Here is a 24,290-nt window from a genome sequence, read left to right on the forward strand (position 1 = left end):
GTTGCAACATCATGGGCGTTTCGCGCATTTCAGTACGCAGCTACAACGATTGGACCGCCGCCCATGCGCCTCGACGATCTCGATCCATCCAGCAATGTCGACGATCTCGGTCGCGGAAGTGGCGGGTTCGGGGGCGGCGGGTTCAACCTGCTGGGCCTGCTGCCGCTGTTGCTCGGGCGCGGGCTGGGTTGTGGCACCATCGGCATCCTGGCGATCGTCGGTGTCGCCTTCCTGCTGTTTTCGGGCGGCGGCGGCCTGATCGGCGGCGGGTCGCAGGCTCCGACCGCGCAACAGGGTTCGGCGCAGGAGAATGTGCCGTGCGATACGGCCGAGGAACTCTTCGCCTGCCGGGTACTCAAATCGACCGAACAGGTCTGGGGCCAGATCTACGCCGAACAGGGCGCGCGCTACACGCCGCCCCGGCTGCGCTTCTATCAGGACAACAACCAGTCGGGCTGCGGCGCGGCGCAGGCGGCGATGGGGCCCTTCTATTGCCCGACCGATCGTGGCGTGTATCTCGACACCAGCTTCTTCCGCGAATTGTCGCAGCGTTTCGGCGCCAGCGGCGACTTCGCGCAGGCCTATGTCGTGGCGCATGAGGTCGGCCACCACATCCAGAACCTGACCGGACAGGCCGAAGCGGTCAGCCCGGCGCAACGGCCGCTGGCGGCCGCGCAGGGCAACGAACAGTCGGTGCGGCTGGAACTGCAGGCCGATTGCTATGCCGGCGTGTGGGCGAAGCGCAGCGGCCGGATGGAGCCGGGCGACCTGGAGGAAGGGCTGCGCGCGGCCGAGGCGATCGGGGACGACCGGTTGCAGGGCAGCAACGCTGCGCCCGAGAGCTTTACCCATGGCACGTCGGCGCAGCGGGCCTATTGGCTCAAGCGCGGGTATGACACGGGCGATCCCGCCCGGTGCGATACGTTTTCAGGGACGATTTGATGAGCGTTGCGTTTCGGCGAGAGGATGACGACGAGCATAAGGAACCCCGGTTCGAACTGCCGCTGCCGCCCGGCCCCAATCTGGTAACGAAGCGCGGGCTGGCGGCGATGGCGGCGCAGGTCGCGCGGCTGGAAGGCGAGCTGGAGGCGGCGGAAGGTGACGCCGAGCGGACGACGGCGATCAGGCGCGACCTGCGCTATTGGCGCACGCGCCATTCGACGGCGGAGATCGCCCCTGTCCCGACCGACGAGGTCGCGTTCGGATCGCGCGTCACCTATACGCTGAACGGCCAGCGCAAGACGATCGAACTGGTTGGCAGCGACGAGGCCGATCCGGCGGCAGGACGTATCCCGTTCACCGCGCCGCTGGCGCTGGCGATGACTGGGCTGATGGCGGGCGAGACCGCTGATTTCGGCGGGCGCAGCGACGCGATCGAGGTGATCGAGACCGGTCCGATCGAACCATGACCCGCATCCTGGTCGATGCCGATGCCTGTCCGGTGAAGGACGAGGTGTATCGCGTCGCCGAACGGCACGGCGCGCGGGTATCGATCGTCAGCAACAGCCATTTTCGCGTGCCGCTCCTGCCCTGGGTCGAGCGGGTGGTGGTGTCGGACGGGTTCGATGCCGCAGACGACTGGATCGCGGACGCCGCGGGCGCGGATTGCGTGGTGGTCACCGCCGATATCCTGCTGGCGGATCGTTGCCTGAAGGCCGGTGCGGTGGTGCTGGCGCCCAACGGCAAGCCGTTTACCGGCGCGTCGATCGGCGGCGCGATCGCCACTCGCGCGATCATGGCCGACCTGCGCGCGGGCGGCGAGCAGTTGGGCGGGCCGCCGCCGTTCGGCAAGGCGGACCGGTCGAACTTCCTGCAATCGCTCGACGCCGCGCTGGTGCGGCCGGCCCGCCAACGATAGGAGACGCGCATGGCCGAGAAGTTCGAACGTCACCGCCAGCCGTGGCGGCCCGATGAAATCCAGAAGCTGCACCAGTTGGCGGGCAAGGGCATGGCGTTGAAGGCGCTGGCCAAGGCGCTGACGCGTAGCGAGGAGTCGATCAAGGATCGGGCAAAGGAAGACGGGTTGAAGATCGCGAAGTTGCGGTAACCGCAGGCTCCTCCCCAGCACGGGGAGGGGAACCAGCAGAGTTGGTGGAAGGGGCGAGCCGCTGACGCTGCGGTTCCGTATGCCGACAACCCCCTCCACCGTCCTTCGGACGGTCCCCCTCCCCGCGGAGCGGGGAGGATCTTGGTTACAGCTTCACCAGCATCTTGCCCTTGTTCTGGCCGCTGAACAGACCGAGGAACGCGTCGGGCATGTTCTCCAGCCCTTCGACCACGGTTTCCTCGCGCTGGAAGTTGCCGCCGGCGACGATTTCGCCCATGCCCTGCTGGAATTCGGCGATGCGACCCATGAAGTCGCTGACGATGAAGCCCTGGATGCGGATGCGCGCGGCGATGACCCGCATCAGGTAGCGCAGGCTGGTCGGCTGCGACGCGTTATAGCCGTCGATCATGCCGCAGATCGCAAAGCGCGCGCCCTGGTTCGCATGGGCCAGCGCCGCGTCGAGATGGTCGCCGCCGACATTGTCGAAATAGACATCGATCCCGTCCAGCGCGGCGGCGCCGAGCGCCTTCACCAGCGGCACGTCACCCTTATAGTCGATGACATGGTCGGCACCGAGAGAGCGGACCCATTCGACCTTTTCCGCTCCGCCGGCCGATCCGATGACGGTCATGCCCTTCGCCTTGGCGATCTGCACCACGACCGACCCGACCGCGCCGGCGGCGGCCGAGACGAACACGGTGTCGCCGGCCTTCGCCTCGGCGACGGCAAGCAGGCCGAACCACGCGGTCATGCCGGTCAGGCCCAGCGCACCTAGGAACGCCTGTTCGGGGAGATCGATATCGGGCAGCTTGTTCACGCCCTTGGCAGGCACGATCGCTTCGTCGCGCCAGCCGGCCATGTGCTGCACGCGGGTTCCGACCGGCAGGTCGGCGGCCTTGCTTTCGATCACTTCGCCGACCGCGCCGCCATCCATCGGGGCGTCGAGCTGGAACGGCGGGACATAGCTTTTCACGTCGTTCATCCGGCCGCGCATATAGGGGTCGACCGACAGCCAGCGATTCGCGATGCGGACTTCCCCGTCCGCCAGTTCGCGCTGCGGCAGGTCGCGCAGGTCGAAATCGGTCATCACCGGCATTCCCTGCGGTCGCTTTACCAGATGCCACGCCTTCGCCATGTTGGATGCTCCATATCAGTTTCGGTCCGCAACTTAAGCGCCTGTCCCGCAAAAGCAAAGGGGCGCGGTTTCCCGCGCCCCTCCGCCTGTCGCCACTGCGAACGGTTTAGTAGGTTCCGGGGGAGCTACGATTGAGGTTCGTATTGCTGTCGGTCGTCGTCCCGCCCACGCCGGTTCCGGCCGTGGTCGAGGTGCCGGCACCCAGCGCCTGACCGGTCGTGGTCGACGTGTTGCCGGTCGTGGTCGACGCGCCATAGCGGTTCGCTTCGCGCGTCCGGTCGTCGTCATTGTTCTGCGTGCCGAAGCGATCGCTGCCATAGCGCTGCTGCGACTGGTTGCCGAACATCGCCTGCTTCTCTTCCTCGTCGCGCCATGCCTGCTTGGCTTCCGAGGCGGTCTTGCGCAGCTTCACCTTGCCGTCGACCGACGACACCCAGCGCGACGGGATCGAGTGATGATGACCACCGGCGTCCGGGTCGCTCTTCGTCAGGATGATGCGGTCGCCGCGCACCTTGTCGACAGTGCCGACATGTTCGTCGTCGGACCCGACGACTTCCATATGCTCGGTCACGCGGGTCAGGCTGTCGCGCTGCGTCTGCCGCTCGGTGCGGAAGGCGTTGAACTCGCTCTGGAAGCGCTGCGAATTTTCCTGGCGATATTCGTCGTAATCGCGGTCGAACGCGCTGACCTGCGTGTCACGCCATGACCGGTAGGCGTGGTCGCCGTGACGGTCGTCATAGCGCGCCATCTGCTCGTCGTAGCGCTGGTCGCGTTCGCGGCGGCGTTCCGCTTCTTCATCACCGAACCAGGAGCGGACTTCGTCGCCGGCGCGCGCCAGGAAACCGCGCTCGTCGGCATCATATTCGAGGTCGTCGCGCCGGTTGCTGCGGTCGTTCCGGAAGCGGTCGTTTCCGTAGCGCGAGTCGCGTTCGCCCTGATCGGCGAAACGGTGGCCGTCATGGGCATAGCTGCCGCGATAGCGGTCGCCCTGCGCACCGTAGCCCCGCGACCCGCGATCCGAATAATCGAAGTCCCGGCTGCCGTAATCGCGGCTGCCGTAATCGCGGCTGCCATATTCACGGTTGCCATAGTCCCGGCTGCCATAGCCGCGGTCGCGGTCCGCACCGTAGCTGGAGCCGTAGGACGAACGGCCGCCATAATAGTCGCGATTGCCGCGGTCGTCGCGCTGCGATCCGCTGCCATAGCTTTGCGAACCATAGCCATAGCCGCCCCGTCCACGATCGTCGCGGTCCCGCCAGCGGTTGTCTTCGCCGTTGCGGCTGTTCCGCGACCAGTCGTCGTCGCGCGAATAGCGATCATAGCCCATGAAAATCTCCTGCAGATGGTTCATGTTGTTGGCGGCGCAGCAGCATGGTCGCTGCCATGTCGTATGCCAGAGAAGCACCCAACAGGCCGATGGTTCCGACCCGTCTGAAACGGGCGCGACGAAGGGGTTCGTCGCAGCGACCGATGGCGGCCGGACGTTTTTGATCGGGAAATGTGCAAGACCCGTTGCATCCGCTTTTTCGGGCCGCTAAGGGAACGGCCCCGGCGACGTCCGGGAACGGGGCGGGGCTGTAGCTCAGATGGGAGAGCGCTGCAATCGCACTGCAGAGGTCAGGGGTTCGATTCCCCTCAGCTCCACCACCCCGCCTTCTACCTCCACATCGCTGATCTGATAGCGCGACCACCGCCGGATCGGTCGCGGCATGGCTGCTTGCGTTGATAGCGGAGCAATACCCCACTAAAGCAATGGGATTATTCCCAGCTCCCGTCGAGCGGTTACAACGACCCTCGACACCGCCGATCCGCGGCGGTCCTGAACATGGGGAGATCAGGTTTGAAACAGAATTTCGCACCGCTCGCGGCCGTCGCGTTGCTCGGGCTCGCCGCATGCGGCGACAAGACCGCCGCCGACAATGCCGCCGCGGAAAACGCCGTGATCGAGACGAACCTGACCTCACTCGACGAACCGCTGGCGAACGATGTGGCGCTCGGCAACGACGTCGCCCTGCCCGGCGACAATGTCGTGCTGAACGACGCCGCGGCGAACGTAGCCGATCCGGTAACCAACGGCACCGGCCTTTGAGTTTCGCGGCGCTCCGGGCGCCGCCTCCGCAACGCTTTGGATAGCTCCCTAAGCGCAACTCGGGCCGGACGGCAGCCGCCGCCCGGCCCCTTTCTTTGCGAGCAGATGCGATGACCCAGCCCGACGACGACCGCCGCCGCGCGATCGACCATGCCACCCGTGCCCTGTCGAGCGCGCGCATGGCGTGGCGGCAGGCGCAGCCGAACCGGCGGCAGCCCGCGGCCTTTCCGCGCCGTGCCGAGCTGGCACGCGCGGTCGAGCTGCTGGCGGCGGCGCTGTTCCCGGCGCGGATCGGCGGCTTTGATGGCGCGGCTGACGCGGAGGATGCGTTCGTTGCCGAACGACTGACCGAAGCGTTCGCGCTGCTCGATACGGCGATCGTCGCCGAGTTCGCTTATTGGCGCGATGCGACGGGGATCGGGGCGGCGGCGGAGCGGCCCGCAGAGATCGTGCGGCTGTTCGCGGGGACGCTGTCGCGGGTGCGGGCGCTGCTCGACACCGACGTCGCGGCGATCTTTCGCGGTGACCCGGCCGCGCGGAGCGTCGACGAAATCCTGATCTGCTATCCGGGCGCGACCGCGATCCTGCACCATCGCCTTGCGCACGAGCTGGATTCGCTGGGCGCGCCGATCGTCGCGCGGATCATGTCGGAAATCGCCAACGAACGCACCGGGATCGACATCCATCCCGGTGCGACGATCGGGCCGGGCTTCTTCATCGACCATGGCACCGGCGTCGTCATCGGCGAGACGGCGGTGATCGGCGCGCGGGTGCGGCTGTACCAGCATGTGACGCTGGGCGCGCGGACACCGCGCCGGTCGGAGCTGCGCGAGGCGACCGGACCGTTTGCCGAACGGGTGCCGCGCCATCCGATCGTCGGTGACGATGTGGTGATCTATGCCGGGGCGACCATTTTGGGGCGGGTGCGGATCGGCGACCGGGCGGTGATCGGCGGCAATGTCTGGCTGCTGAAGGACGTCGCGCCGCGCACCGTCATCGTGCAGCCGGAGGCGGTCGTCGCGTCCTGACGGGACAATCGATCACGCCAGCGAAACGAAACCGGGCATCGCGACGTTGAGCGATGAACGATGATAAAGGTAGCCAGCTATAACATGCGCAAGGCGATCGGGACCGATCGCCGCCGCATGCCCGAACGCACGCTGGAAGTGCTGCGCGAGGTCGATGCCGACATCATCGCGCTGCAGGAATGCGACCGCCGACTGGGCGAGCGCGCCGGGGTGATCCCGCTGCACATGCTGGACGAGCACAGCCCGTGGAAGGCGGTGCCGATCGCGATCCGGGCGCAGTCGATGGGATGGCACGGCAACGCGCTGCTGGTGCGCAAGGACGCGACGGTCAGCGCGCCCCGCCGGATCGAGATACCGGCGCTGGAGCCGCGCGGTGCGGTGCGGGCGGATGTGACGCTGAACGGCATGACATTGCGGGTGGTGGGCATGCATCTCGACCTGTCGGGGTTGTGGCGGCGCAAACAGGCGTCGGCGATCCTGCACGAGGTCGATGGCTGCGAACCGGCGCTGCCGAGCGTGTTGATGGGCGACCTGAACGAATGGACGCCGCAATCGGGATGCCTGCGCGATTTCGGGCGCAATCATCGCTTCGCCGAAACCGGTCCGAGCTTCCATGCGAAGCACCCGGTCGGGCGGCTCGACCGGATCATGGTGTCGAGCGAGTTGCGCGTCGTGGAGTCCGGCACCCATCACAGTGCGGCGGCGCGCAAGGCGTCGGATCATCTGCCGATCTGGGCGACGATCAAGCCGGCATGAACGACGCCCCGCCCCCGCTGCGCGACCGGGAGCTGCGGCTGGCGCTGGTCTGTTACGGGGGGATCAGCCTGGCGGTGTATATGCACGGGCTGGTCAAGGAAGTGTGGCATATCGCCCGCGCCAGCCGGGCGATGCAGGACGAGAGCGAGCCGCTCAGCGGCAGCGCCGGCGTCTATCAGACGATGCTGCATGAACTGGCGACACTCAGCGGCATCCGGCTGCGGGTGCTGGTCGATATCGTCGCCGGCGCCAGCGCGGGCGGGATCAACGGGGTGTTCCTGGCCCATGCGGTCGCGACCGGCCAGTCGCTCGATCCGCTGACCGAATTGTGGCTGGAGGGCGCGGATATCGAGGCGCTGATCGACCCGGCTCAGGCGCCGGCCAGCGCGCTGTCGCGCCCCTGGGCCCGGCCGATCGCGTGGATGGCGCTGGGCCGCGAGGGCGAGGATGTGTCGAGCGTCGACATCGCCGCGCGCGACGAACTGCGCGCCAAGCTCGACCGGTTCGTCCGCGCCCGGTGGTTCGAACCGCCCTTCGGCGGGCGCGCGATGGTTGACATGCTGCTGAACGCGTTCGAGGCGATGGCGGCGGGGCCGGTCGGCCCGCGCCTGCTGCCGCCGGGCCAGCCGCTCGACCTGTTCGTCACCGTCACCGACTTTGCCGGCCATCCCGAACTGCTGCGGCTCAATTCGCCGAGGGAAGTGGTCGAGACCGAGCATCGCATCGTCATCGGCTTTTCCGACCATGGCGACGGGCCGCTGGCCGATCCGGCCGAGCTGGTGTTCGCGGCGCGGGCGACATCGAGCTTCCCGGGCGCGTTTCCGCCGTTCCGGGTGGGCGAACTGGATGCCGCGCTGGCGGATCGGGGGACCGCGTGGCCGGGACGCGAGGCGTTCCTGCGCCGGGTGCTGCCACGGCAATCGGCGGTGAACATGGTCGAACAGGCGGCGCTGATCGACGGATCGGTGCTCGCCAACGCCCCGTTCCGCCCGGCGATCGACGCCCTTCGCGAACGCCCGGCGCGGCGGCAGGTCGACCGGCGCTTCGTCTATCTCGACCCCGCGCCCAACCACAAATTCGGCTTCGGCACCGAATCCAAGGGGCCGCCGACCTTTTTCCAGACGATCCTCGGCGCGCTGTCCGAACTGCCGCGCAAGCAACCGATCCGCGACAATCTGGACGCGATCCAGCGCCGGTCGGAGCGGATCGAGCGGATGCTGGCGATCGTCGAGAAGCTGCGCGCGGGCGTCGAGGCGGAGGTCGAGCAGCTGTTCGGCTATACCTTGTTCCTCGACTGGCCCACCCCCTCGCGCCTCGCCGGGTGGCGGCAGCGGGCGCAGGTGCAGGCGGCGAAGCGCGCCGGCTATGGCCATGCGGCCTATGGGCTGCTGAAGGTCGATCAGGTGCTCGACCGGCTGGCCGACCGGGTCGTGACGCTGGCCGACGATCCCTCCCCCGACCGGCGGCGGCGGTTGCGCGAGGCGTTTCACCGCATCGTCGTGGAGCGGGAGGCGGACCGGTTCGACGGCGATGGTGCGTCGGCGGCGACGATCGACTTCCTGCGTGCCCATGATCTCGCCTTTCGCATCCGGCGGTTGCGGCTGCTGGTCCGCACGGTGTCGGCGATGGAGCCGGATCAGGATGCGGCGGCGCTGGCGCCGGTGCGCGAGGCGATCTTCGCCAGTTTGACGCCCTACCTCGCCTGCGAACATGCCGATCATTTCGACGCCGTCCGGCCGCTGGCTGCCGACAAGCGGGTCGATCCGGCCGATCTGCTGGCGGCGATGGCGACGGCGATGGACCTTGCCACGCTCGACGCGCAGGCCGAGGAACTGCTGTCGGCGGCCCTCTCCGCCGCGCCGCGCGACATTCGCCGGCCGGTGCTGCTCGCCTATCTGGGCTTCCCGTTCTTCGACATCGCGACGCTGCCGCTCCTGGGCGGCGAAGGGCTGGACGAGTTCGATCCGGTGCGGGTCGACCGGATCGCGCCCGACGATGCGCCGTCGATCCGGGCGGGCGGCGCGGAGGCGACGTTGAAGGGCATCCGCTTCAACAATTTCGGGGCGTTCTTCAGCCGGCCCTATCGCGAGAACGACTATCTGTGGGGGCGGCTGCACGGGGCGGAGCGGATGATCGATATCGCGCTGTCGACCCTGCCCGCCGAAGTCCGCCTGCCGCCGGGGTGGATCACCCGGCACAAGCGCGCGGCGTTCCTCGCGATCCTCGACGAGGAGCAGCCGCGGCTGACGACGATCCAGCCGCTGTTCGACGAGTTGCGGGGGGAGATCGGGTAGCGGCCTTTCCCTGCCCCGGCGTGCCGCGTCGGGCAGCGGTCGGAAAGAAGCGGGATCCCGGATCAAGTCCGGGGTGACGGTTGGAGATCGTGGAGCGGTCCTGCGCCTATTGGAATTTCGCGCATGACCGGCGTAAGGATGGACCTCTAGCGAGCATAACGACGAAGGCGCCCCCCGCATGCAGTTCCTGAAAACCCTCTTCTGGGCCTTGCTGGTCGGGGTGATGGTCGCCTTCGCGCTCAACAATATGACGATGGTGCCGCTGAAGCTGTGGGGCACGCTGTATGCCGATGTGAACCTGCCGCTGCTGCTGCTGGTCACGTTCCTGGCAGGGTTCCTGCCGACCTTCGTCGCGCTGCACCTGACGCGCTGGCGGTTGCGGCAGCGGATCGCGGCGACCGACCGGACGCTGGCCGACCTGCACCGCGTCGAGGCGGTGTCGGTGCCCGCCGACCCCGCCCCCATCCCTTCGCAGGTCACGCCGGGAGCCGTATCGTGAGCCGTTCGCCGATCTATGTCGCCCTCGACACCCCCGATCTCGACCGTGCCAAGGCGCTGGCGAACAAGGTGCGCGGCCATGTCGGCGGGCTGAAGCTGGGCCTCGAATTCTTCATGGCCAATGGCCGCGCGGGCGTGCGGACGATGGCGGAACTTGGCCTGCCGATCTTCCTCGACCTGAAATTCCACGACATTCCCAATACCGTCGCCAAGGCGATCCAGGCGCTGGGGCCGCTCGATCCGGCGATCCTGACCGTCCATGCCTCGGGCGGGCGGGCGATGCTGGAGGATGCGAAGGCCGCTGCGCCGGTCGGGACCAAGGTCGTCGCGGTGACGATGCTGACCAGCCTCGACGCGCACGACCTGTCGTCGATCGGCCTGTCGCCCGACCCGCATGAACAGGTGGTGCGGCTGACCGAACTGGCCAGGAGCGCCGGGATCGACGGGGTGGTGTGTTCGGGGGCCGAGGTCGCGGCGGCCAAGAAGGCGTGGCCGCAGGGTTTTTTCGTAGTGCCGGGCGTGCGGCCGGCGGACGGACCGGTCGGCGACCAGAAGCGGGTGGTGACGCCGCGCGCCGCGCTGGACGCCGGGGCGTCGGTACTGGTGATCGGGCGGCCGATCACGCAGGCGGAGGACCCGGATCAGGCCGCACGGGCGATCGAGGGGACGCTATAGGACGCGCCGGGTGAGGTCGAGCGACGCTCGACCGAGCCGCACGAGGCGCGTCCGGCCGGCGGCGCGAAAAGCGCCGTCCGACGACGCGGGCTTTGCCCGCGGCGGGGCCTCTGCTTCCTTCCAAAGAAGAAGAAGCGGGACCCCGGGTCAAGCCCGGAGTGACGGGCCAGGCTGTTGTTTTTGCTAGACAAAGCGCCATACCCTAGTTTCAAAGTTCACTAAGTTCACACTCGCCACGGTTTCGCGCGCGTTCTGCACCGTCCCCATTCCAACCATGCGAAAGACCCGGCCGCCGACGCAAACGCGGCGATCCTCGCCTACCCTGGCTGATCATCGCCATGTAGGAAAGCCGTTCCGCCCCTGAACCAACGCGGCGGCCCGACGTTGCCGCCATGAGCATGTGCGGAGGGATGATGGACAGGCGGACAATCTTCGTGACCGGCGGGGAATCGGGCATCGGTGCGGCGTGCGCGGCGGCGTTCGGGGCGTTGGGCGACCGGGTCGCGATCGGCTATCATGCGGACAGCAAGGCGGCCGATGCCAGTGCCGATGCGGTGCGCCGCGCCGGGGGCGAGGCGATGACGGTGCAGGCCGATGTTGCGGACGAGGCGTCGGTCGACGCGGCGTTCGGCGCGGTCGAGCGGCCCTGGGGTCCGGCGAGCGTGCTGGTCAATTCGGCCGGGCTGAACATGTCGGGCGTGACGGTGCGCGACATGACGCTGGACCAATGGCGGCGGCTGATCGATACCGACCTGACCGGCGCGTTCCTGACGTCGCGGCGGTTCCTGACCGGGCGCGGGACCGAGCCGGGTGATGCGGCGATCCTGCATATCTCGTCGATCCATGCCTATGCGGTGCGCGCGGGCGGCGCGGATTATTGCGCGGCCAAGGGCGGGCTGTCGAACCTGGTCGAGACGCTGGCGATCGAGGAGGCGCCGCGCCGCATCCGGGTGAATGCGATCGAACCCGGCATGATCCTGACCCCGATGAATGCCCGGGCGAGCGCGGATGCGACCTATCGCGCGACGCTGGAGCGCAATATTCCGCTGGGGCGTGCGGGCGAGGCGAGCGAGGTCGCCGATCTGGCGGTGTTCCTGGCCTCCGACAAGGCACGCTACATCACCGGCGCGCGGATCGTGATCGATGGTGGGCTGTCGCTGATGCAGGCGCTGGGCGCATGATCGCGTCCGATTCCCCGGTCGCCGATCCGCATCGCAAGGATGCGGTGGCCGACAGCCCGATTGCGCTGGATTTCAACGTGAAGGCCATCGAGGACGTCACGATCGCAGGGCCGCCCGAACTGATGGCCCGCGACCTGATGAGCCCCTATGTCTGGCGCGAGCCAGACGGGCGCTATGCGATGATGGTGCGCGCGGTGGTGCCGCAGGGGCAGGAACTGACCGATACCGGCGTCATCTGGTCCGGATGGAGCGAGGACGGGCGGCATTTCCAAATGCTCGACCGACCGTCGATCGTGCCGGGTCCGGGCGACCATGATGCGGGCGGGGTCGAGGACCCGACGGTGGTGCGGACCGATAGCGGCTATGTCGTCTATTATTCGGGCGTGCTGTCGGATCATTCGCATGGCGAATTGTCCTATGCCGCCGGGCCGTCGCTGGATGCGCTGACCAAGAGCGGGGTCGCGCTGGCGTCGTCCAAGTCGGAGGGGAATACGAAGGAGGCGACGGTCGATCGGACCGCCGATGGCGGATGGCGGCTATTCTACGAATATGCCGCCGACGAGGCGTCGCGCGTCGGGCTGGCCATCGGGCCGGATGTGGCGGGACCGTGGGACGAGCAGCCGACACCGTTCACCCCGCGCACCGACAGCTGGGACGACTGGCACCTGTCGACCGGGCCGCTGCTGACCGACGTTCCGTCGACGCCGGTGATGTTCTATAACGGGGCGACCCGCGATGCGCGCTGGCGGATCGGGTGGGTGGCGTTCGATGCCGATTACACCCGCGTCGTGGCGCGCGGCATCCAGCCATTGGTGACCCCGCCGCCGGTCGACGACCGGAGTGCTACGGATATCGCGTTCGCGGCATCGGTGGTGGTCGTCGAGTGGGCGATCTGGCTGTATTATTCGCTGGAGGACCGGCGGCTGGCGCGGGCGTTGATCCGGCGGAGTTGAGGGTGGCACATCCTTCGTCACCCCGGCCTTGATCCGGGGTCCCGCTTTTTCTTCTTCCGAGGGCAGCAAGAAGGAAGAAGCGGGACCCCGGATCAAGGCCGGGGTGACGGTTTGGGTTGGGGGTTGCACTCCACAACCTCGGACCGTCACTCCCGCGCAGGCGGGAGTCCATAGACGCTGACGCTGCGCATGGAGCCGAGACGTTGGCGTGTATGGATTCCCGCCTTCGCGGGAATGACGAATGGTTCTCTTTGCTGGCGCAACCCTCTAAGCCCCGCCCCATGACGCTCATCAAGATCTGCGGCCTCTCGACCCCCGACACCCTGTCCGCCGCGCTGGCGGCGGGAGCGAGTCATGTCGGGTTCGTGTTCTTCCCGCCCTCCCCCCGCAATGTCGGCTTCGATGTGGCGAATGGCTTGGCGCAGGCGGTGCCGAACGGGCGCGCCAAGGTCGGGGTGTTCGTCGATCCCGACGACGCGCTGATCGATGCGGCGATGGCGGCGGCGCGGCTGAACGTGATCCAGCTGCACAAGACCGCGCCGGAGCGGATCGCAGCGATCCGCGCGCGGACCGGGCGCGAGACATGGGGCGCGGTGGCGGTCAAGACACGGGCCGATCTGGACGGCGCGCGGGCGCTGAGCGGTGCGGCGGACCGGGTGCTCTACGATGCCAAGACCCCGCCGGGCGCGGCGTTGCCGGGGGGCATGGGGCTGCGGTTCGACTGGGGGCTGCTCGACGGGTTTCGCCATCCGCTCCCCTGGGCGCTGTCGGGCGGGCTGGATGCGGGGAATGTCGCGGAAGCGATCCGGGTCACGCGCGCGCCGCTGGTCGATGTGTCGTCGGGGGTCGAGAGCGCGCCGGGCGTGAAGGATGCCGCGCGCATCCTGGCCTTTTGTACAGCGGTGCGCGGTGCCTGATCGATAGACATGGGCGCGCGTGCGGCGTAACGAGCGTCGCCATGAACGCCCCCAACAGCTATCGCGCCCAGCCTGACGAGCGTGGGCATTTCGGCGATTTCGGCGGCCGCTATGTCGCGGAAACGCTGATGCCGCTGATCCTCGACCTCGACCGCGAGTACAAGGCGGCGAAGGCCGACCCGGCATTCGCGGCGCAGTTCGACGATCTGATGACCCATTATGTCGGTCGTCCCAGCCCGCTCTATCATGCCGAGCGGCTGTCGGAGACGCTGCGTAGCGGCGCGGAGCCGGGCATGGGCGCGCAGGTGTGGTTCAAGCGCGACGAGCTGAACCATACCGGCGCGCACAAGATCAACAACTGCATCGGGCAGATCCTGCTCGCGATCCGGATGGGCAAGACGCGGATCATCGCCGAGACGGGTGCGGGCCAGCATGGCGTGGCGACCGCCGCCGTCTGCGCGCGCTTCGGCCTGCCCTGCGTCATCTATATGGGTGCCAAGGACGTCGAGCGACAGCAGCCCAATGTGTTCCGCATGAAGCTGCTGGGGGCGGAAGTCCGTCCGGTAACGTCGGGTGCGGCGACGCTGTCGGATGCGATGAACGAAGGCTTGCGCGACTGGGTCGCGAACGTCCACGACACCTTCTACATCATCGGCACCGCCGCCGGTCCGCATCCCTATCCGGAGCTGGTGCGCGATTTCCAGAGCATCATCGGCCGCGAAGCGCGGGCGCAGATGCTGGAGCGGACCGGACGCCTGCCCGACCTGCTGGTCGCGGCGATCGGCGGCGGGTCGAACGCGATCGGGCTGTTCCACCCGTTCCTCGACGATGCCGATGTGGCGATGCTGGGCGTCGAGGCGGCGGGGCATGGGCTGGACAAGGACCATGCCGCATCGCTGGCCGGTGGGTTCCCGGGCATCCTGCACGGCAACAAGACCTATCTGCTGCAGGACGAGGACGGGCAGATCGCCGAGGGGCATTCGATCTCGGCCGGCCTCGATTATCCGGGCATCGGGCCGGAACATGCCTGGCTGCGCGATATCGGGCGGGTCGAATATGACAGCGCGACCGACAAGGAGGCGCTGGATGCGTTCCAGCTGCTGTGCCGGACCGAGGGGATCATCCCCGCGCTGGAACCGGCGCATGCGATTGCGGCGGTGGCGCGGCGGGCGAAGTCCATGCGCGGCGACCAAATCATCCTGGCGAACCTGTGCGGGCGGGGGGACAAGGATATCTTCACCGTGGCGTCGGCGCTGGGGGTGGCGATTTAATGAAATCATCGCCAGGCAGCCTCAAACGACGTTCCATCAAGATCGCGCTTTTTGCGGCATCGTTCGCGCTGTTCACGCTGCTATTTTTCATAGCGGACTGGGGCCTACCCTTGATCGGGCTTCCGCGATATCTCGCGCCAGCAACCGGCGGCATCACCGCATTGCTAGCCCGTCCATGGTTCAAATGGTTTGATGAGAAGTGGCCGAAACAAAACCTCGAATATTCCCAATGACCTCCTCTCGTCTTGTCGCTGCCTTTGCAAAAGGCCGTCCGGCGCTCGTCTGTTTCGTCACCGCCGGTGACCCGACGCCCGACGCGACGCCCGCCATTCTCGACGCGCTCGTAGCCGGTGGCGCGGACGTGATCGAACTCGGCATGCCGTTCACCGATCCGATGGCCGATGGCCCGGCGATCCAGTCGGCCAATATCCGCAGCCTGAACGCCGGCACGCGCACCGCCGATGTGCTGCGGATCGCCACGGGTTTCCGCGAGCGCCATCCCGACGTACCTTTGGTGCTGATGGGCTATGCCAATCCGATGGTGCGGCGCGGCGCCGAGTGGTTTGCGCAAGGGTGCGTCGCGGCCGGGGTCGACGGGGTGATCTGCGTCGATATTCCGCCCGAGGAGGATGACAGCCTCGGCACGACGCTGCGCGCGCATGGCATCGCGCCGATCCGGCTGGCGACCCCGACCACCGATGCCGCGCGCCTGCCGGCAGTGCTGGAGGGGGCCGGCGGCTTCCTCTATTATGTCTCGGTCGCCGGGATCACCGGCAAGCAGCAGGCGGTGCAGACGTCGATCGACGAGGCGGTCGCCCGGTTGAAGGCCGCGACCGACCTGCCGATCGCGGTCGGGTTCGGCGTGCGTACGCCCGAACAGGCCGCCAATATCGCCCGCGTGGCCGACGGCGTCGTCGTGGGATCGGCAATCGTCGAGATCGTCGCCGAGCATGGCACGCAAGCCGCCGAACCCGTCCGCACCTATATCGAAAGCCTCGCCTCGGCCGTTGCCGCCGCGAGCAGGGAACCCGCATGAGCTGGCTCAACCGCGTCCGTAACGCCCTCCCCTTCGTCGCGCGCAAGGAAACGCCCGACCATCTCTGGCACAAGTGCAAGGGATGCGGGCAGATGATCTTCACCAAGGAATGGGAAGAAAATCTGCACGTCTGCCCGAAATGCGACCATCACGGCCGCATAGGGCCGAAGGAGCGGTTCGAACAGCTGTTCGATGCCGGCAGCGTCGAGATCCTGCCGAACCCGAAGGTCGCCGAGGACCCGCTGAAGTTCCGCGACAGCAAGCGCTATGTCGACCGGCTGAAGACCGCGCGGACCGATACCGGCGAGCAGGACGCGTATCGCAACGCCTATGGCACGATCCAGGGCAAGGGCTGCGTGATCGGCGTGCAGAATTTCGCGTTCATGGGCGGGTCGATGGGTCAGTATGTCGGCGAGGCGTTCATTGCGGGCGTGGAGGCGGCGATCGCGCGCGGCGTGCCCTATATCGTCTTCACCGCCAGCGGCGGGGCGCGGATGCAGGAGGGTATCCTCAGCCTGATGCAGATGCCGCGTACGACCGTTGCGATCGAGATGCTGCACGATGCCGGCCTGCCCTATCTGGTCGTACTGACCGATCCGACCTCGGGCGGGGTCATGGCAGCCTATGCGATGCTGGGCGACGTGCAGATCGCCGAGCCGAAGGCGACGCTGGCGTTCACCGGACGACGCGTGATCGAGAGCACGATCCGCGAGAAGCTGCCCGACGATTTCCAGACGTCGGAATATTATCGCGACCATGGCCTGATCGACCGCGTGACGCATCGCCGCGATCTGCCGGGCGAGCTGGCGCAGCTGATCGAGTTTCTGGGGCGCAAGGAAGCGGCCTGACAGCCAGTTCCTCCCCGCTCCGCGGGGAGGGGGACCGCCGCATAGCGGTGGTGGAGGGGGATCGCGGCGAAACGCAACCGTTGTGGAGATGGCCAGCCCCCTCCACCATGCTTCGCATGGTCCCCCTCCCCGCGTAGCGGGGAGGATTTTGAGATGCCCGATTTCGCGATATCTGCCGACCCCGCCGTACAAGCGCAGTTCGACCGGCTGGTCACCCTGTCGCCGGGGGCCGACATTCTCGGCCTCGACCGGATCACTCGGCTGCTGGGCCGGCTGGGCGACCCGCATATGCGGCTGCCGCCGGTGTTCCATGTCGCCGGCACCAATGGCAAGGGATCGACCTGCGCCTATCTGCGCGCGGCGCTGGAGGCGGCGGGGCTCAGGGTCCATGTCTATGCCAGCCCGCATCTGGTGCGGTTCAACGAACGCATCCGGCTGGCAGGCACGCTGATCGACGATACGGCATTGGCCGACCTCTTGCGCGAAGTGCTGGACGTGGCCGAGGGGATCGGAGCCAGCTTTTTCGAGATCACCACCGCCGCCGCGTTCGTTGCGTTCGCGCGGACGCCGGCCGACGCGTGCGTGATCGAGGTGGGCTTAGGCGGACGGCTGGACGCGACCAACGTCCTCCCTGCCCCGGCCGCCTGCGGAATCGCCGCATTGGGGATCGATCATGAGGCGTTCCTCGGGTCGTCGCTGGTCGGGATCGCCGGCGAGAAAGCCGGGATCGCCAAGCCGGGCGTGCCGATCGTGACGCTTGCCTATCCACCCGAGATCGCGGCGCGGGTGGCTGAGACGGTTGCGGTGGCCGGGGGCGTGCTGGTCGCGCGGGGCGATGGATGGGACGTCGAGGGCGGGCGGTATCGCGATGCGGCCGGTGGCCTCGATCTGCCCGAACCGGCGCTGGCAGGGCGGCACCAGCGTGACAATCTGGCGCTGGCAACGGCGATGCTGCGGCATCAGTCGGCGGTGCACGTGCCCGATGCGGCGATCGTTGCCGGTGGGCGCGCGGCGCACTGGCCGGCGCGGATGCAGCGGCTGCGGCCGGGCGGGCCGCTGACCGGGCGGGTCGATCCGCGCCATGGCGTGTGGCTGGACGGCGCACATAACGAGTCTGCGGCGATCGAGGTCGCGCGGGTCTGGCCGGGGATCGCGCGGGGCGAACGCTCGGCGCTGGTGCTGGGGATGCTCACCAACAAGGATGCCGGTGCGGTGCTGCGGCATCTGGCCGAGGTGGTCGACCATGTCGTCGCGGTGCCGGTGCCGGGCCATGCGCATCACGCGCCGGCCGATCTGGCAAAGGTTGCGCGGGGACTGGGGCTGACCGCCGATGTCGCGACCGATCCGGCGGCGGCACTGGACCTGCTGGCGCGATCGGAGCCGGAGGCAGTGCTGATCGCTGGGTCGCTGTATCTGGCGGGTACGGTGCTGGCGGCGAATGACGAGGTGCCGGTTTAGTTTTTGTTCACGCGAAGGCGCGGAGGCACGAAGAAGATTAGTTTTCGCGCGGAGGCGCGAAGGCGCAGAGAGGTTTCGAAGCTGGCGGGTGTTATCGAGTCGGCGAAGCCTGCTCTTACCTGCGCTCCAAGATCGAGAGCCGCTGTCGCGGTAGGTACAACTTCTCTGCGCCTCCGCGCCTCCGCGTGAATCAACCCTTACGAAGCTCCCGCTTCCACCGCACCCATTCGAGCAGCACGAACACCACCGCGACCAGACCCAGTGCGGCGGTGAAGCGGAACACCGGGGCATAGCCCATCTGCTCGACCGCTTCGCCCAGCCCCGCGCGGCCGAGCGAGCCGACCAGCAGCGTCAGCGACGACAGCAGCGCATATTGGACCGCGCTATGTTCCTTGCTGGCGATCGAGGAGAGATAGGCGACGAATGCCGCCCCGGCCAAACCGCCCGCGATATTCTCGCCCGAAATCGCCACCATCAGCCGAACCATCCGCGCATCGGCGCCCAGCCCATGCAGGCCGAGCGTCCCCGCCACCGCATCGATCACCGGCGCACCTGCGGCCAGATCGGCATAGAGCAGGTTGCTGGCCGCCGCGACGATCGCGCCGATCAACAGCGTCGGCATCCGCCCGAGCATCGCGAACGAGATACCGCCCAGCGACACGCCGAGGATGGTCATGCCCACGCCGAAGATCTTGGAGGCGAAGGCGACCTCGTCGTTCGTGTATTTCAGCTCCTCCAGATAGAAGGGATAGGCGAACGGCCCCCAGATCGAATCGCACAGCCGGTAGCTGAGGATCAGGCCGAGCACGATCACCACGCCGAAGCCCAGCCGCCCGACCAGCTCGGCCATTGGCAGGATCAGCGCGCGATAGCCATGTTCGACGAAGCCGCTGGCAGGCGCCGCGCCCTCTTGCTCCCAGCCGAAATATTGGGCGTTGAGCGCGCGGCGGTTGAGCCACGCGGCGACCAGCGCGGGTATCATGACGGTCGCGATGACGATCCAGAAGCCGGTCAGCCGGGTGAAGTCGCCGACGCTGGGCGGAGTCTGGCCGGCGGGCGTCGCGAGCACCCGCGCCATGAACGCACCGATGGTGACGATCGCCCAGCCCCAGCACAGGCCGACGATGATCAGGCCGGTACGCTTGTCGCGCGCGCTGGGGCCGGTGACGGCTACGGCCTCCTGTTGCACCGCCGGCCGCGGCGTATCGGGGGCGAGCAAGGTGACGAGCAGCAGCACGAGCATCAGGACGCCCATCGCGGCATAGACCGTCTGCCAACCGATCCGCGCCGCCAGCACCAGCGCGAGCGCGCCACCGATCAGCGTCGCGAGCCGGTAGCCGAGCTGATAGATGGACGACAGGATGCCCAGGGTCGCGCGTTCGTCGGCGACGTCGATGCGCCATGCGTCGATTACCACGTCCTGCGTCGCCGCGGCGAAGGCACCGATGACGGCGATGAGCGCGAACCAGCCGATCGCGCGCGCCGGGTCGCTGATCGCGAGCAACAGGAAGGTCGCGGCCAGCACCCCCTGGCACAGCAGCAGCCACGACCGCCGCCGCCCGAAGCGCTCCAGCAGCGGCAGGCGCAACCGGTCGACCAGCGGCGACCACAGGAACTTGAACGCGTAAAGCAGACCGATCCACGACAACAGGCCGATGGTCGCAAGGTTGATCTTCGCCTCGCCCAGCCAGGCGTTCAGCGTGCCGAGCAGCAGGGTGAAGGGCAGCCCGGCGGCAAGGCCGAAGGCGAACATCGCCCCGGTCTTGGGGTTGTTCAGCCCCATGCGGATCAGCGCCAGCCCCTTGGGCGCGGCTTCGGTCATTCAAATCCTCCCGGAAGGGGCGCGACCGTAGAAGGGGTTGGGGGTGGCGGCAAGGTGGGCCAGCCGCCTTCGCATGCCTTATCCCTTTGGTTCGGGCGGCTTCGAGTCTTTCGAGAACGGAGCGTTGTAAGAAGATTCGGTTTCACGCGGAGGCGCGGAGACGCGGAGAAGAAGGAAAAGTGGTTCGCGCAGAGGCGCAGAGAACGCAGAGAGACTGCGATTCACGCCGGCGCCGTTCTTACGGCGAAGCCGTCCGAATCGGCAGAAAGAGGGGGGCGCCATGGCGGCATGCGCATCATCTCCGCGCCTCTGCGCCTCTGCGCGAAAACTATCTTCTTCGCGTCTCCGCGCCTTCGCGTGAAACGAACTTCCTAAACCGCGGGCAGCGTTCTCGACGGACGCTTCTCGACAGGCTCGAAGCTGCTCGAACCAAGCGGATCCTAGATACGGTTATGCTGCCGTCTGGAACAGGTTGAACCCACTCGGCAACCGCCTGGGCAGCTTGGCGCCGGCCACCACCGCGTCGATCGCGTCGATGGCGCTGATCAGGTCCTTTTGCGGATAGGGCTTGCTGAGACAGCCCGCCGCGAAATCCTGGGCGCCCTGCGGGCAGCTGCCGGTCACCAGCAGCACCGGCACGCCGCGTCCATGCGCCACGCGCGCGACGTCCAGCCCGCTGCCGTCCGACAGGTTGATGTCGACCAACACGAGGTCGAGCCCGTCATCCCCCTCGATCGCGGCACAGGCACCGGCCACGGTGTCGACGGTCGCGCGGATGTCGAAGCCCGACGCCCCCAGGAAATGTTCGGTGTCGAACGCGACCAGGGGTTCGTCCTCGACGACCAGGATCCGGTTGATGTGCCGCTTCTTGCGCCCGAACAACATATCCCCTCTCGCTTTCCACCGGGATGCAACCAGCTTATACGAAGCCACAAACTCGCGAAGGCGACGAAGGAACCGCTTCGGCTGAAACTTTCGTCGCGTCGCCGCAAACGGATACCCAGATCATCGTTACGTCCCCTGAATCCCCGACCGAATCCCCCCGCGACGGCCAACGTATCGCCAAGCTGATGGCGCGCGCCGGTGTCGCGTCGCGCCGCGATGTCGAGCGCATGATCACCGCCGGCCGGGTGGCGCTGAACGGCGTCGTCGTCGACACGCCCGCCACCATCCTGCCCAATCTGAAGGGCGTGACCGTCGATGGCGCGCCCGTCGCCGCGCCCGAACCGACGCGGCTGTTCCGCTTCCACAAGCCCGCCGGCACGCTGACCGCCGAGCGTGACGGCGCGGGTCGCGCGACGATCTACGACCGGTTGCCGGCGGGCCTCCCCCGGCTGATCCCGGTCGGGCGGCTCGACCTCAATACCGAGGGGTTGTTGCTGATGACCACCGACGGTGAATTGAAGCGCCGTCTGGAACTGCCCGCGACCGGGGTCGAGCGGACCTATCGCGCGCGCGCGTACGGCGAGGTCAGCCAGCAGCAGCTCGAAGAGCTGATGATGGGGATCGAGATCGAGGGCGTGCGCTACGGCCCGATCAACGCCAATCTCGAACGGCGCACCGGGACGAACACCTGGATCGAGATGACGCTGACCGAAGGCAAGAACCGCGAGGTTCGCCGCGTGCTCGAACATCTGGGGCTGAAGGTCTCGCGCCTGATCCGCACTCGCTATGGCCCCTTCTATCTGGAAGACCTGCCCGAAGGCGAGGTCGACGAGATCCGCCAGCACGAGCTGGTCGCGTTCCGCAAGACGCTGGCCAACAAGCCGACCAGCAAGCCCGCGCCGGAGGGTGCCGATCCTGCCGCGCTGAAGGCATGGAAGCGGGCGACGCCGCTGCCGCGTCCCGAACCGGTCGAGCGACCGCGTTTCGACGAACGCCGCCCGCGCGTGGAGCGCGACGGGCAGCGTTCGGGGTTCAGCGGGCGCCGGCCGGACCGCGACGGCGGCGAACGGCGCATCTTCGGCGATGGCGCGCAGGCGGGCGGCGAGCGCCCCCGCTTCGGCACGCGGCTGCAGGGCGATGCCCGGCGGAGCGGCCCGCGCACCCATGTGACCGAACGGCCGGTCGAGCGACGCGAGGGCTTCGATCCCCTCACCCAGGCCGGACAGACGCCGGCCGAGCGGCGGCAGCCGGGGCTTGGCGACCGGCGCGCCTATGGCGACCGGCCGACCGAGAATGCGCGGGCACGGCGGGCGGCGGCGCATGCCGAACGGCCCGGCTATGACGGCGTGGCCCGCGTGCCGCGCAAGCCGCGCGAGCAGGCGCACACCGACGAGGCGCGGACGGCGCGTGGCCCGGTCGACAAGCGGATGACGCAGGCGGAAGCGGCGGAAGCCGACCGGGCGAGCTTCGTCGACCGGCCCAAGCGCAAGCCCAGCGGCTGGGCCAAGGCCGGCCCCTCCCCCCGCATCGCCAAGGGCAAGCCCAAGGGCGGTCGCCCCGGCGGCGGCAAGCCCGGTGGAGGAAAGCGCTGATGCGGGTGATTTCAGGACAATGGCGCGGTCGCCCGGTCGTCGCTCCCAAGGGCGATGCAACCCGCCCGACCGCCGACCGTACCCGCGAGGCATTGTTTTCGATGCTGGCCAGCCGGGTCGGCAGCTTCGACGAGCTGGCGGTGGCGGACCTGTTCGCCGGATCGGGCGCGCTGGGGATCGAGGCGCTGTCGCGCGGTGCCGCGACCTGCCTGTTCGTCGAACAGGACAAGGCCGCGCTGGACGCGCTGCGCGCCAATCTGGCGAAGCTGGACGTGGCGGGTGCAGACGTGCGGGCAACGTCGGTGCTGGCGCTCGGTCCGGCGCCGCGCCCGCTCGACATCGTGATGATGGACCCGCCCTATGGCAGCGGCGCCGGCGCCGTGGCGGCGGACAAGCTGGCGCGGCTGGGCTGGATCGGTCCGGCGACGTGGGTCAGCATCGAAACCGCCAAGAGCGAGGCGCTGGACCTGCCCCAATTCACCGTCGATGCGGAACGCACCTATGGGAAGGCGCGCATAACGCTCTTGCGACTGATTTGATCCCGAAATATTCCCGCCGTTAACATTTCGACCGAAAAATGCTGATAGGGCTTTCGGATCGTTGCAGCGGCGGGATGGGGAATGGACAGCGCGGTATATGCCCTGATCGTCAACGCCTGCATCGCCGGGCTGTTCGCGACCGCGTTCGCGATCGTCCGGATATCCTATCCCGAACAGCGTTACGTCACCTGGTTCGTGCTGGCCTATCTGATCGGCGGGCTGACGCCGCTGAGCGAACTGGGCGTGCGGCTGACCGATTCGACCACGCTGTTCATGATCGGCAGCTATGGGTCGTTTCTGGTCAGCATTGTGCTGTTGCAGGGCGGACTGGCCGCGCTGGCGGGACGCGCGGTCCCGCGCGGGCCGCTGATCGCGCTGCTGGTCTTCGGCGTGGTCGTCCGGGCGCTGATCTGGAACGGACCGCGCAACGAATTGTGGTATGAAATCGCCTATCAGGCGCCGTTCGCGCTGGGCGCGTCGCTATCGACGGTCATTGCGGTCGATGCGGTGCGGCGCAGGCGCGGCGCGCTGTGGCTGGCGCTGGCGATCGCATCCGCGCTGACGACCGCGCATTTCGTCGTCAAACCCTTTTTCGCGGCGACGTTCGGATCGGGAACGACGGCAAAGGCTTATGCGAGCAGCAGCTATGCGTTGTTCTCTCAGGCGACCGGCGGCGTGCTGATCGTCACAGCGGGACTGTTGACGCTGTTGCTGGTGGTGAAGGCAGCGATGGGATTGTCGGTGGCCGCGTCGGAAACCGATCCGCTGACCGGCATCGCCAACCGACGGGGGTTCGAACGGCGCGCGACGCGGCTGCTGGCCCGGTCCTGGCAGCAGGACGAGCCGCTGGCAGCGATCCTGTTCGACCTCGACCATTTCAAGCGAGTCAATGATGGCTATGGCCATGCCACCGGCGACCTCGTGCTGCGCGCGTTCGCCACGATGCTGACCGAACGGTTGCCGGCATCGGCGGTGATCGCGCGGCTGGGCGGGGAGGAATTCGTCGCCGTGCTCGACCGCACGACGCTGCGCGGAGCGTGGCTGGCGGCGCAGTCGGTCCGCGCGTCGCTGCCCGCCATCGCCACGCATCTGCCGCCGATCACGGTCAGCGCCGGGCTGGCGGTGCTGGAACCGGGCGATACGCTCGACAGCCTGATCGACCGGGCGGATCGGCGATCCTATGAAGCCAAGCGCGCCGGGCGCAACCGGATCTGCCCGGTGCCCGACCCGGTGGTCGACGCGCAGAGCCTGCGGACTGGGTAAAGG

Annotated in this window: 25 protein-coding genes and 1 tRNA gene; 22 read left to right on the plus strand and 4 right to left on the minus strand. The window is 68.0% G+C overall.

Translation table 11 applies throughout. The features are described from left to right. The first annotated feature begins 63 nt into the window (after nucleotides 1-63). The 4 genes from CA237_RS02180 to CA237_RS02195 are packed head-to-tail and all read left to right on the plus strand — an operon-like array spanning nucleotide 64 to nucleotide 2,047. Nucleotides 64-942 (plus strand): neutral zinc metallopeptidase, encoded by an 879-nt coding sequence (locus CA237_RS02180; protein WP_126012602.1) that lies wholly within the window; start codon nucleotides 64-66, stop codon nucleotides 940-942. Beyond that, nucleotides 942-1,409: a GreA/GreB family elongation factor gene (locus CA237_RS02185; RefSeq protein WP_066686755.1), complete on the plus strand. Its 468-nt coding sequence runs from the start codon at nucleotides 942-944 to the stop codon at nucleotides 1,407-1,409. Before CA237_RS02180 ends, CA237_RS02185 begins: the two co-directional genes overlap by 1 nt. Further along, nucleotides 1,406-1,858: a YaiI/YqxD family protein gene (locus CA237_RS02190; protein ID WP_066686753.1), complete on the plus strand. Its 453-nt coding sequence runs from the start codon at nucleotides 1,406-1,408 to the stop codon at nucleotides 1,856-1,858. The genes CA237_RS02185 and CA237_RS02190 overlap by 4 nt, the downstream gene beginning before the upstream one ends. A gap of 9 nt (nucleotides 1,859-1,867) precedes the next feature. Beyond that, nucleotides 1,868-2,047, plus strand: a complete 180-nt coding sequence (locus CA237_RS02195; protein ID WP_055763497.1) for a hypothetical protein — start codon at nucleotides 1,868-1,870, stop codon at nucleotides 2,045-2,047. 145 nt (nucleotides 2,048-2,192) lie between these two features. On the opposite strand, the gene CA237_RS02200 is transcribed toward CA237_RS02195, so the two are convergent. Further along, complete coding sequence (locus CA237_RS02200) at nucleotides 2,193-3,182, minus strand: NADP-dependent oxidoreductase (RefSeq protein WP_084401164.1); 990 nt, start codon at nucleotides 3,180-3,182, stop codon at nucleotides 2,193-2,195. A gap of 106 nt (nucleotides 3,183-3,288) precedes the next feature. Further along, nucleotides 3,289-4,533: a DUF2171 domain-containing protein gene (locus CA237_RS02205; RefSeq protein WP_066686736.1), complete on the minus strand. Its 1,245-nt coding sequence runs from the start codon at nucleotides 4,531-4,533 to the stop codon at nucleotides 3,289-3,291. A gap of 220 nt (nucleotides 4,534-4,753) precedes the next feature. Between CA237_RS02205 and CA237_RS02210 the strand changes: the two genes are divergently transcribed. From CA237_RS02210 to CA237_RS02285, 15 genes are all read left to right on the plus strand, one after another. Further along, nucleotides 4,754-4,829, plus strand: a tRNA-Ala gene (locus CA237_RS02210). A 193-nt stretch (nucleotides 4,830-5,022) separates the two neighbouring features. Beyond that, a complete protein-coding gene (locus tag CA237_RS02215) occupies nucleotides 5,023-5,271 on the plus strand; it encodes a hypothetical protein (protein WP_066686734.1) in 249 nt (82 codons plus the stop codon). 110 nt (nucleotides 5,272-5,381) lie between these two features. After that, on the plus strand, nucleotides 5,382-6,299 hold the full coding sequence (gene epsC / locus CA237_RS02220) for a serine O-acetyltransferase EpsC (protein ID WP_066686732.1): 918 nt from the start codon (nucleotides 5,382-5,384) through the stop codon (nucleotides 6,297-6,299). A gap of 60 nt (nucleotides 6,300-6,359) precedes the next feature. Then, complete coding sequence (locus tag CA237_RS02225; RefSeq protein ID WP_126012605.1) at nucleotides 6,360-7,055, plus strand: endonuclease/exonuclease/phosphatase family protein; 696 nt, start codon at nucleotides 6,360-6,362, stop codon at nucleotides 7,053-7,055. After that, on the plus strand, nucleotides 7,052-9,349 hold the full coding sequence (locus CA237_RS02230) for a patatin-like protein (RefSeq protein ID WP_126012608.1): 2,298 nt from the start codon (nucleotides 7,052-7,054) through the stop codon (nucleotides 9,347-9,349). Before CA237_RS02225 ends, CA237_RS02230 begins: the two co-directional genes overlap by 4 nt. A 178-nt stretch (nucleotides 9,350-9,527) precedes the next feature. Beyond that, entirely contained in the window at nucleotides 9,528-9,848 is a 321-nt protein-coding gene (locus CA237_RS02235; protein ID WP_066686727.1) for a lipopolysaccharide assembly protein LapA domain-containing protein, read from the plus strand. Then, a complete protein-coding gene (gene pyrF / locus CA237_RS02240; RefSeq protein ID WP_126012611.1) occupies nucleotides 9,845-10,522 on the plus strand; it encodes an orotidine-5'-phosphate decarboxylase in 678 nt (225 codons plus the stop codon). Before CA237_RS02235 ends, pyrF begins: the two co-directional genes overlap by 4 nt. Before the next feature lie 413 nt (nucleotides 10,523-10,935). Continuing rightward, on the plus strand, nucleotides 10,936-11,703 hold the full coding sequence (locus tag CA237_RS02245; protein ID WP_126012614.1) for an SDR family oxidoreductase: 768 nt from the start codon (nucleotides 10,936-10,938) through the stop codon (nucleotides 11,701-11,703). Beyond that, a complete protein-coding gene (locus CA237_RS02250) occupies nucleotides 11,700-12,656 on the plus strand; it encodes a glycosidase (protein WP_126012617.1) in 957 nt (318 codons plus the stop codon). Before CA237_RS02245 ends, CA237_RS02250 begins: the two co-directional genes overlap by 4 nt. A gap of 281 nt (nucleotides 12,657-12,937) precedes the next feature. Further along, entirely contained in the window at nucleotides 12,938-13,573 is a 636-nt protein-coding gene (locus tag CA237_RS02260; RefSeq protein ID WP_066686721.1) for a phosphoribosylanthranilate isomerase, read from the plus strand. A 41-nt stretch (nucleotides 13,574-13,614) separates the two neighbouring features. After that, nucleotides 13,615-14,844: a tryptophan synthase subunit beta gene (gene trpB, locus CA237_RS02265; RefSeq protein WP_066686713.1), complete on the plus strand. Its 1,230-nt coding sequence runs from the start codon at nucleotides 13,615-13,617 to the stop codon at nucleotides 14,842-14,844. After that, on the plus strand, nucleotides 14,844-15,077 hold the full coding sequence (locus CA237_RS02270) for a hypothetical protein (protein WP_066686710.1): 234 nt from the start codon (nucleotides 14,844-14,846) through the stop codon (nucleotides 15,075-15,077). The genes trpB and CA237_RS02270 overlap by 1 nt, the downstream gene beginning before the upstream one ends. Beyond that, a complete protein-coding gene (trpA, locus tag CA237_RS02275; RefSeq protein ID WP_066686692.1) occupies nucleotides 15,074-15,880 on the plus strand; it encodes a tryptophan synthase subunit alpha in 807 nt (268 codons plus the stop codon). The genes CA237_RS02270 and trpA overlap by 4 nt, the downstream gene beginning before the upstream one ends. Next, entirely contained in the window at nucleotides 15,877-16,728 is an 852-nt protein-coding gene (gene accD, locus CA237_RS02280) for an acetyl-CoA carboxylase, carboxyltransferase subunit beta (RefSeq protein ID WP_066686690.1), read from the plus strand. Before trpA ends, accD begins: the two co-directional genes overlap by 4 nt. 153 nt (nucleotides 16,729-16,881) lie before the next feature. Beyond that, the gene (locus CA237_RS02285) at nucleotides 16,882-18,186 is read left to right on the plus strand and encodes a bifunctional folylpolyglutamate synthase/dihydrofolate synthase (RefSeq protein ID WP_066686688.1); all 1,305 of its coding nucleotides are present in this window, start codon (nucleotides 16,882-16,884) and stop codon (nucleotides 18,184-18,186) included. Nucleotides 18,187-18,376: 190 nt separating this feature from the next. On the opposite strand, the gene CA237_RS02290 is transcribed toward CA237_RS02285, so the two are convergent. Together CA237_RS02290 and CA237_RS02295 are read right to left on the minus strand one after the other, a co-directional pair. Further along, nucleotides 18,377-20,008, minus strand: coding sequence for an MFS transporter (locus tag CA237_RS02290; RefSeq protein ID WP_066686687.1), 1,632 nt, complete (start codon nucleotides 20,006-20,008; stop codon nucleotides 18,377-18,379). A gap of 450 nt (nucleotides 20,009-20,458) precedes the next feature. After that, the gene (locus tag CA237_RS02295) at nucleotides 20,459-20,893 is read right to left on the minus strand and encodes a response regulator (protein WP_066686686.1); all 435 of its coding nucleotides are present in this window, start codon (nucleotides 20,891-20,893) and stop codon (nucleotides 20,459-20,461) included. A gap of 185 nt (nucleotides 20,894-21,078) precedes the next feature. Here CA237_RS02295 and CA237_RS02300 point away from each other — a divergent pair, with 185 nt between their 5' ends. The 3 genes from CA237_RS02300 (at nucleotide 21,079) to CA237_RS02310 (ending at nucleotide 24,287) form a co-directional block, all read left to right on the plus strand. Then, the gene (locus CA237_RS02300) at nucleotides 21,079-22,485 is read left to right on the plus strand and encodes a pseudouridine synthase (protein WP_232307812.1); all 1,407 of its coding nucleotides are present in this window, start codon (nucleotides 21,079-21,081) and stop codon (nucleotides 22,483-22,485) included. Beyond that, entirely contained in the window at nucleotides 22,485-23,024 is a 540-nt protein-coding gene (rsmD, locus tag CA237_RS02305; protein WP_066686684.1) for a 16S rRNA (guanine(966)-N(2))-methyltransferase RsmD, read from the plus strand. Before CA237_RS02300 ends, rsmD begins: the two co-directional genes overlap by 1 nt. 81 nt (nucleotides 23,025-23,105) lie before the next feature. Beyond that, nucleotides 23,106-24,287 (plus strand): GGDEF domain-containing protein, encoded by a 1,182-nt coding sequence (locus CA237_RS02310; protein WP_066686683.1) that lies wholly within the window; start codon nucleotides 23,106-23,108, stop codon nucleotides 24,285-24,287. Nucleotides 24,288-24,290 lie beyond the last annotated feature (3 nt).

The organism is Sphingomonas sp. ABOLH (genome assembly GCF_003951715.1).
GTDB classification, from domain to species: Bacteria; Pseudomonadota; Alphaproteobacteria; order Sphingomonadales; family Sphingomonadaceae; genus Sphingomonas; species Sphingomonas hankookensis_A.

Coding starts and splice junctions, on each gene's coding strand:
- CA237_RS02230 (WP_126012608.1), top strand. CDS start 7,052: ATGAACGACGCCCCGCCCCCGCTGCGCGACCGGGAGCTGCGGCTGGCG.
- CA237_RS02285 (WP_066686688.1), top strand. CDS start 16,882: ATGCCCGATTTCGCGATATCTGCCGACCCCGCCGTACAAGCGCAGTTC.
- CA237_RS02205 (WP_066686736.1), bottom strand. CDS start 4,533: ATGAACCATCTGCAGGAGATTTTCATGGGCTATGATCGCTATTCGCGC.
- CA237_RS02300 (WP_232307812.1), top strand. CDS start 21,079: ATGGCGCGCGCCGGTGTCGCGTCGCGCCGCGATGTCGAGCGCATGATC.
- CA237_RS02270 (WP_066686710.1), top strand. CDS start 14,844: ATGAAATCATCGCCAGGCAGCCTCAAACGACGTTCCATCAAGATCGCG.
- trpB (WP_066686713.1), top strand. CDS start 13,615: ATGAACGCCCCCAACAGCTATCGCGCCCAGCCTGACGAGCGTGGGCAT.
- CA237_RS02195 (WP_055763497.1), top strand. CDS start 1,868: ATGGCCGAGAAGTTCGAACGTCACCGCCAGCCGTGGCGGCCCGATGAA.
- CA237_RS02190 (WP_066686753.1), top strand. CDS start 1,406: ATGACCCGCATCCTGGTCGATGCCGATGCCTGTCCGGTGAAGGACGAG.
- CA237_RS02295 (WP_066686686.1), bottom strand. CDS start 20,893: ATGTTGTTCGGGCGCAAGAAGCGGCACATCAACCGGATCCTGGTCGTC.
- CA237_RS02180 (WP_126012602.1), top strand. CDS start 64: ATGCGCCTCGACGATCTCGATCCATCCAGCAATGTCGACGATCTCGGT.
- CA237_RS02185 (WP_066686755.1), top strand. CDS start 942: ATGAGCGTTGCGTTTCGGCGAGAGGATGACGACGAGCATAAGGAACCC.
- CA237_RS02225 (WP_126012605.1), top strand. CDS start 6,360: ATGATAAAGGTAGCCAGCTATAACATGCGCAAGGCGATCGGGACCGAT.
- CA237_RS02235 (WP_066686727.1), top strand. CDS start 9,528: ATGCAGTTCCTGAAAACCCTCTTCTGGGCCTTGCTGGTCGGGGTGATG.
- CA237_RS02310 (WP_066686683.1), top strand. CDS start 23,106: ATGGACAGCGCGGTATATGCCCTGATCGTCAACGCCTGCATCGCCGGG.
- trpA (WP_066686692.1), top strand. CDS start 15,074: ATGACCTCCTCTCGTCTTGTCGCTGCCTTTGCAAAAGGCCGTCCGGCG.
- CA237_RS02250 (WP_126012617.1), top strand. CDS start 11,700: ATGATCGCGTCCGATTCCCCGGTCGCCGATCCGCATCGCAAGGATGCG.
- CA237_RS02245 (WP_126012614.1), top strand. CDS start 10,936: ATGGACAGGCGGACAATCTTCGTGACCGGCGGGGAATCGGGCATCGGT.
- epsC (WP_066686732.1), top strand. CDS start 5,382: ATGACCCAGCCCGACGACGACCGCCGCCGCGCGATCGACCATGCCACC.
- CA237_RS02260 (WP_066686721.1), top strand. CDS start 12,938: ATGACGCTCATCAAGATCTGCGGCCTCTCGACCCCCGACACCCTGTCC.
- rsmD (WP_066686684.1), top strand. CDS start 22,485: ATGCGGGTGATTTCAGGACAATGGCGCGGTCGCCCGGTCGTCGCTCCC.
- CA237_RS02290 (WP_066686687.1), bottom strand. CDS start 20,008: ATGACCGAAGCCGCGCCCAAGGGGCTGGCGCTGATCCGCATGGGGCTG.
- accD (WP_066686690.1), top strand. CDS start 15,877: ATGAGCTGGCTCAACCGCGTCCGTAACGCCCTCCCCTTCGTCGCGCGC.
- CA237_RS02200 (WP_084401164.1), bottom strand. CDS start 3,182: ATGGCGAAGGCGTGGCATCTGGTAAAGCGACCGCAGGGAATGCCGGTG.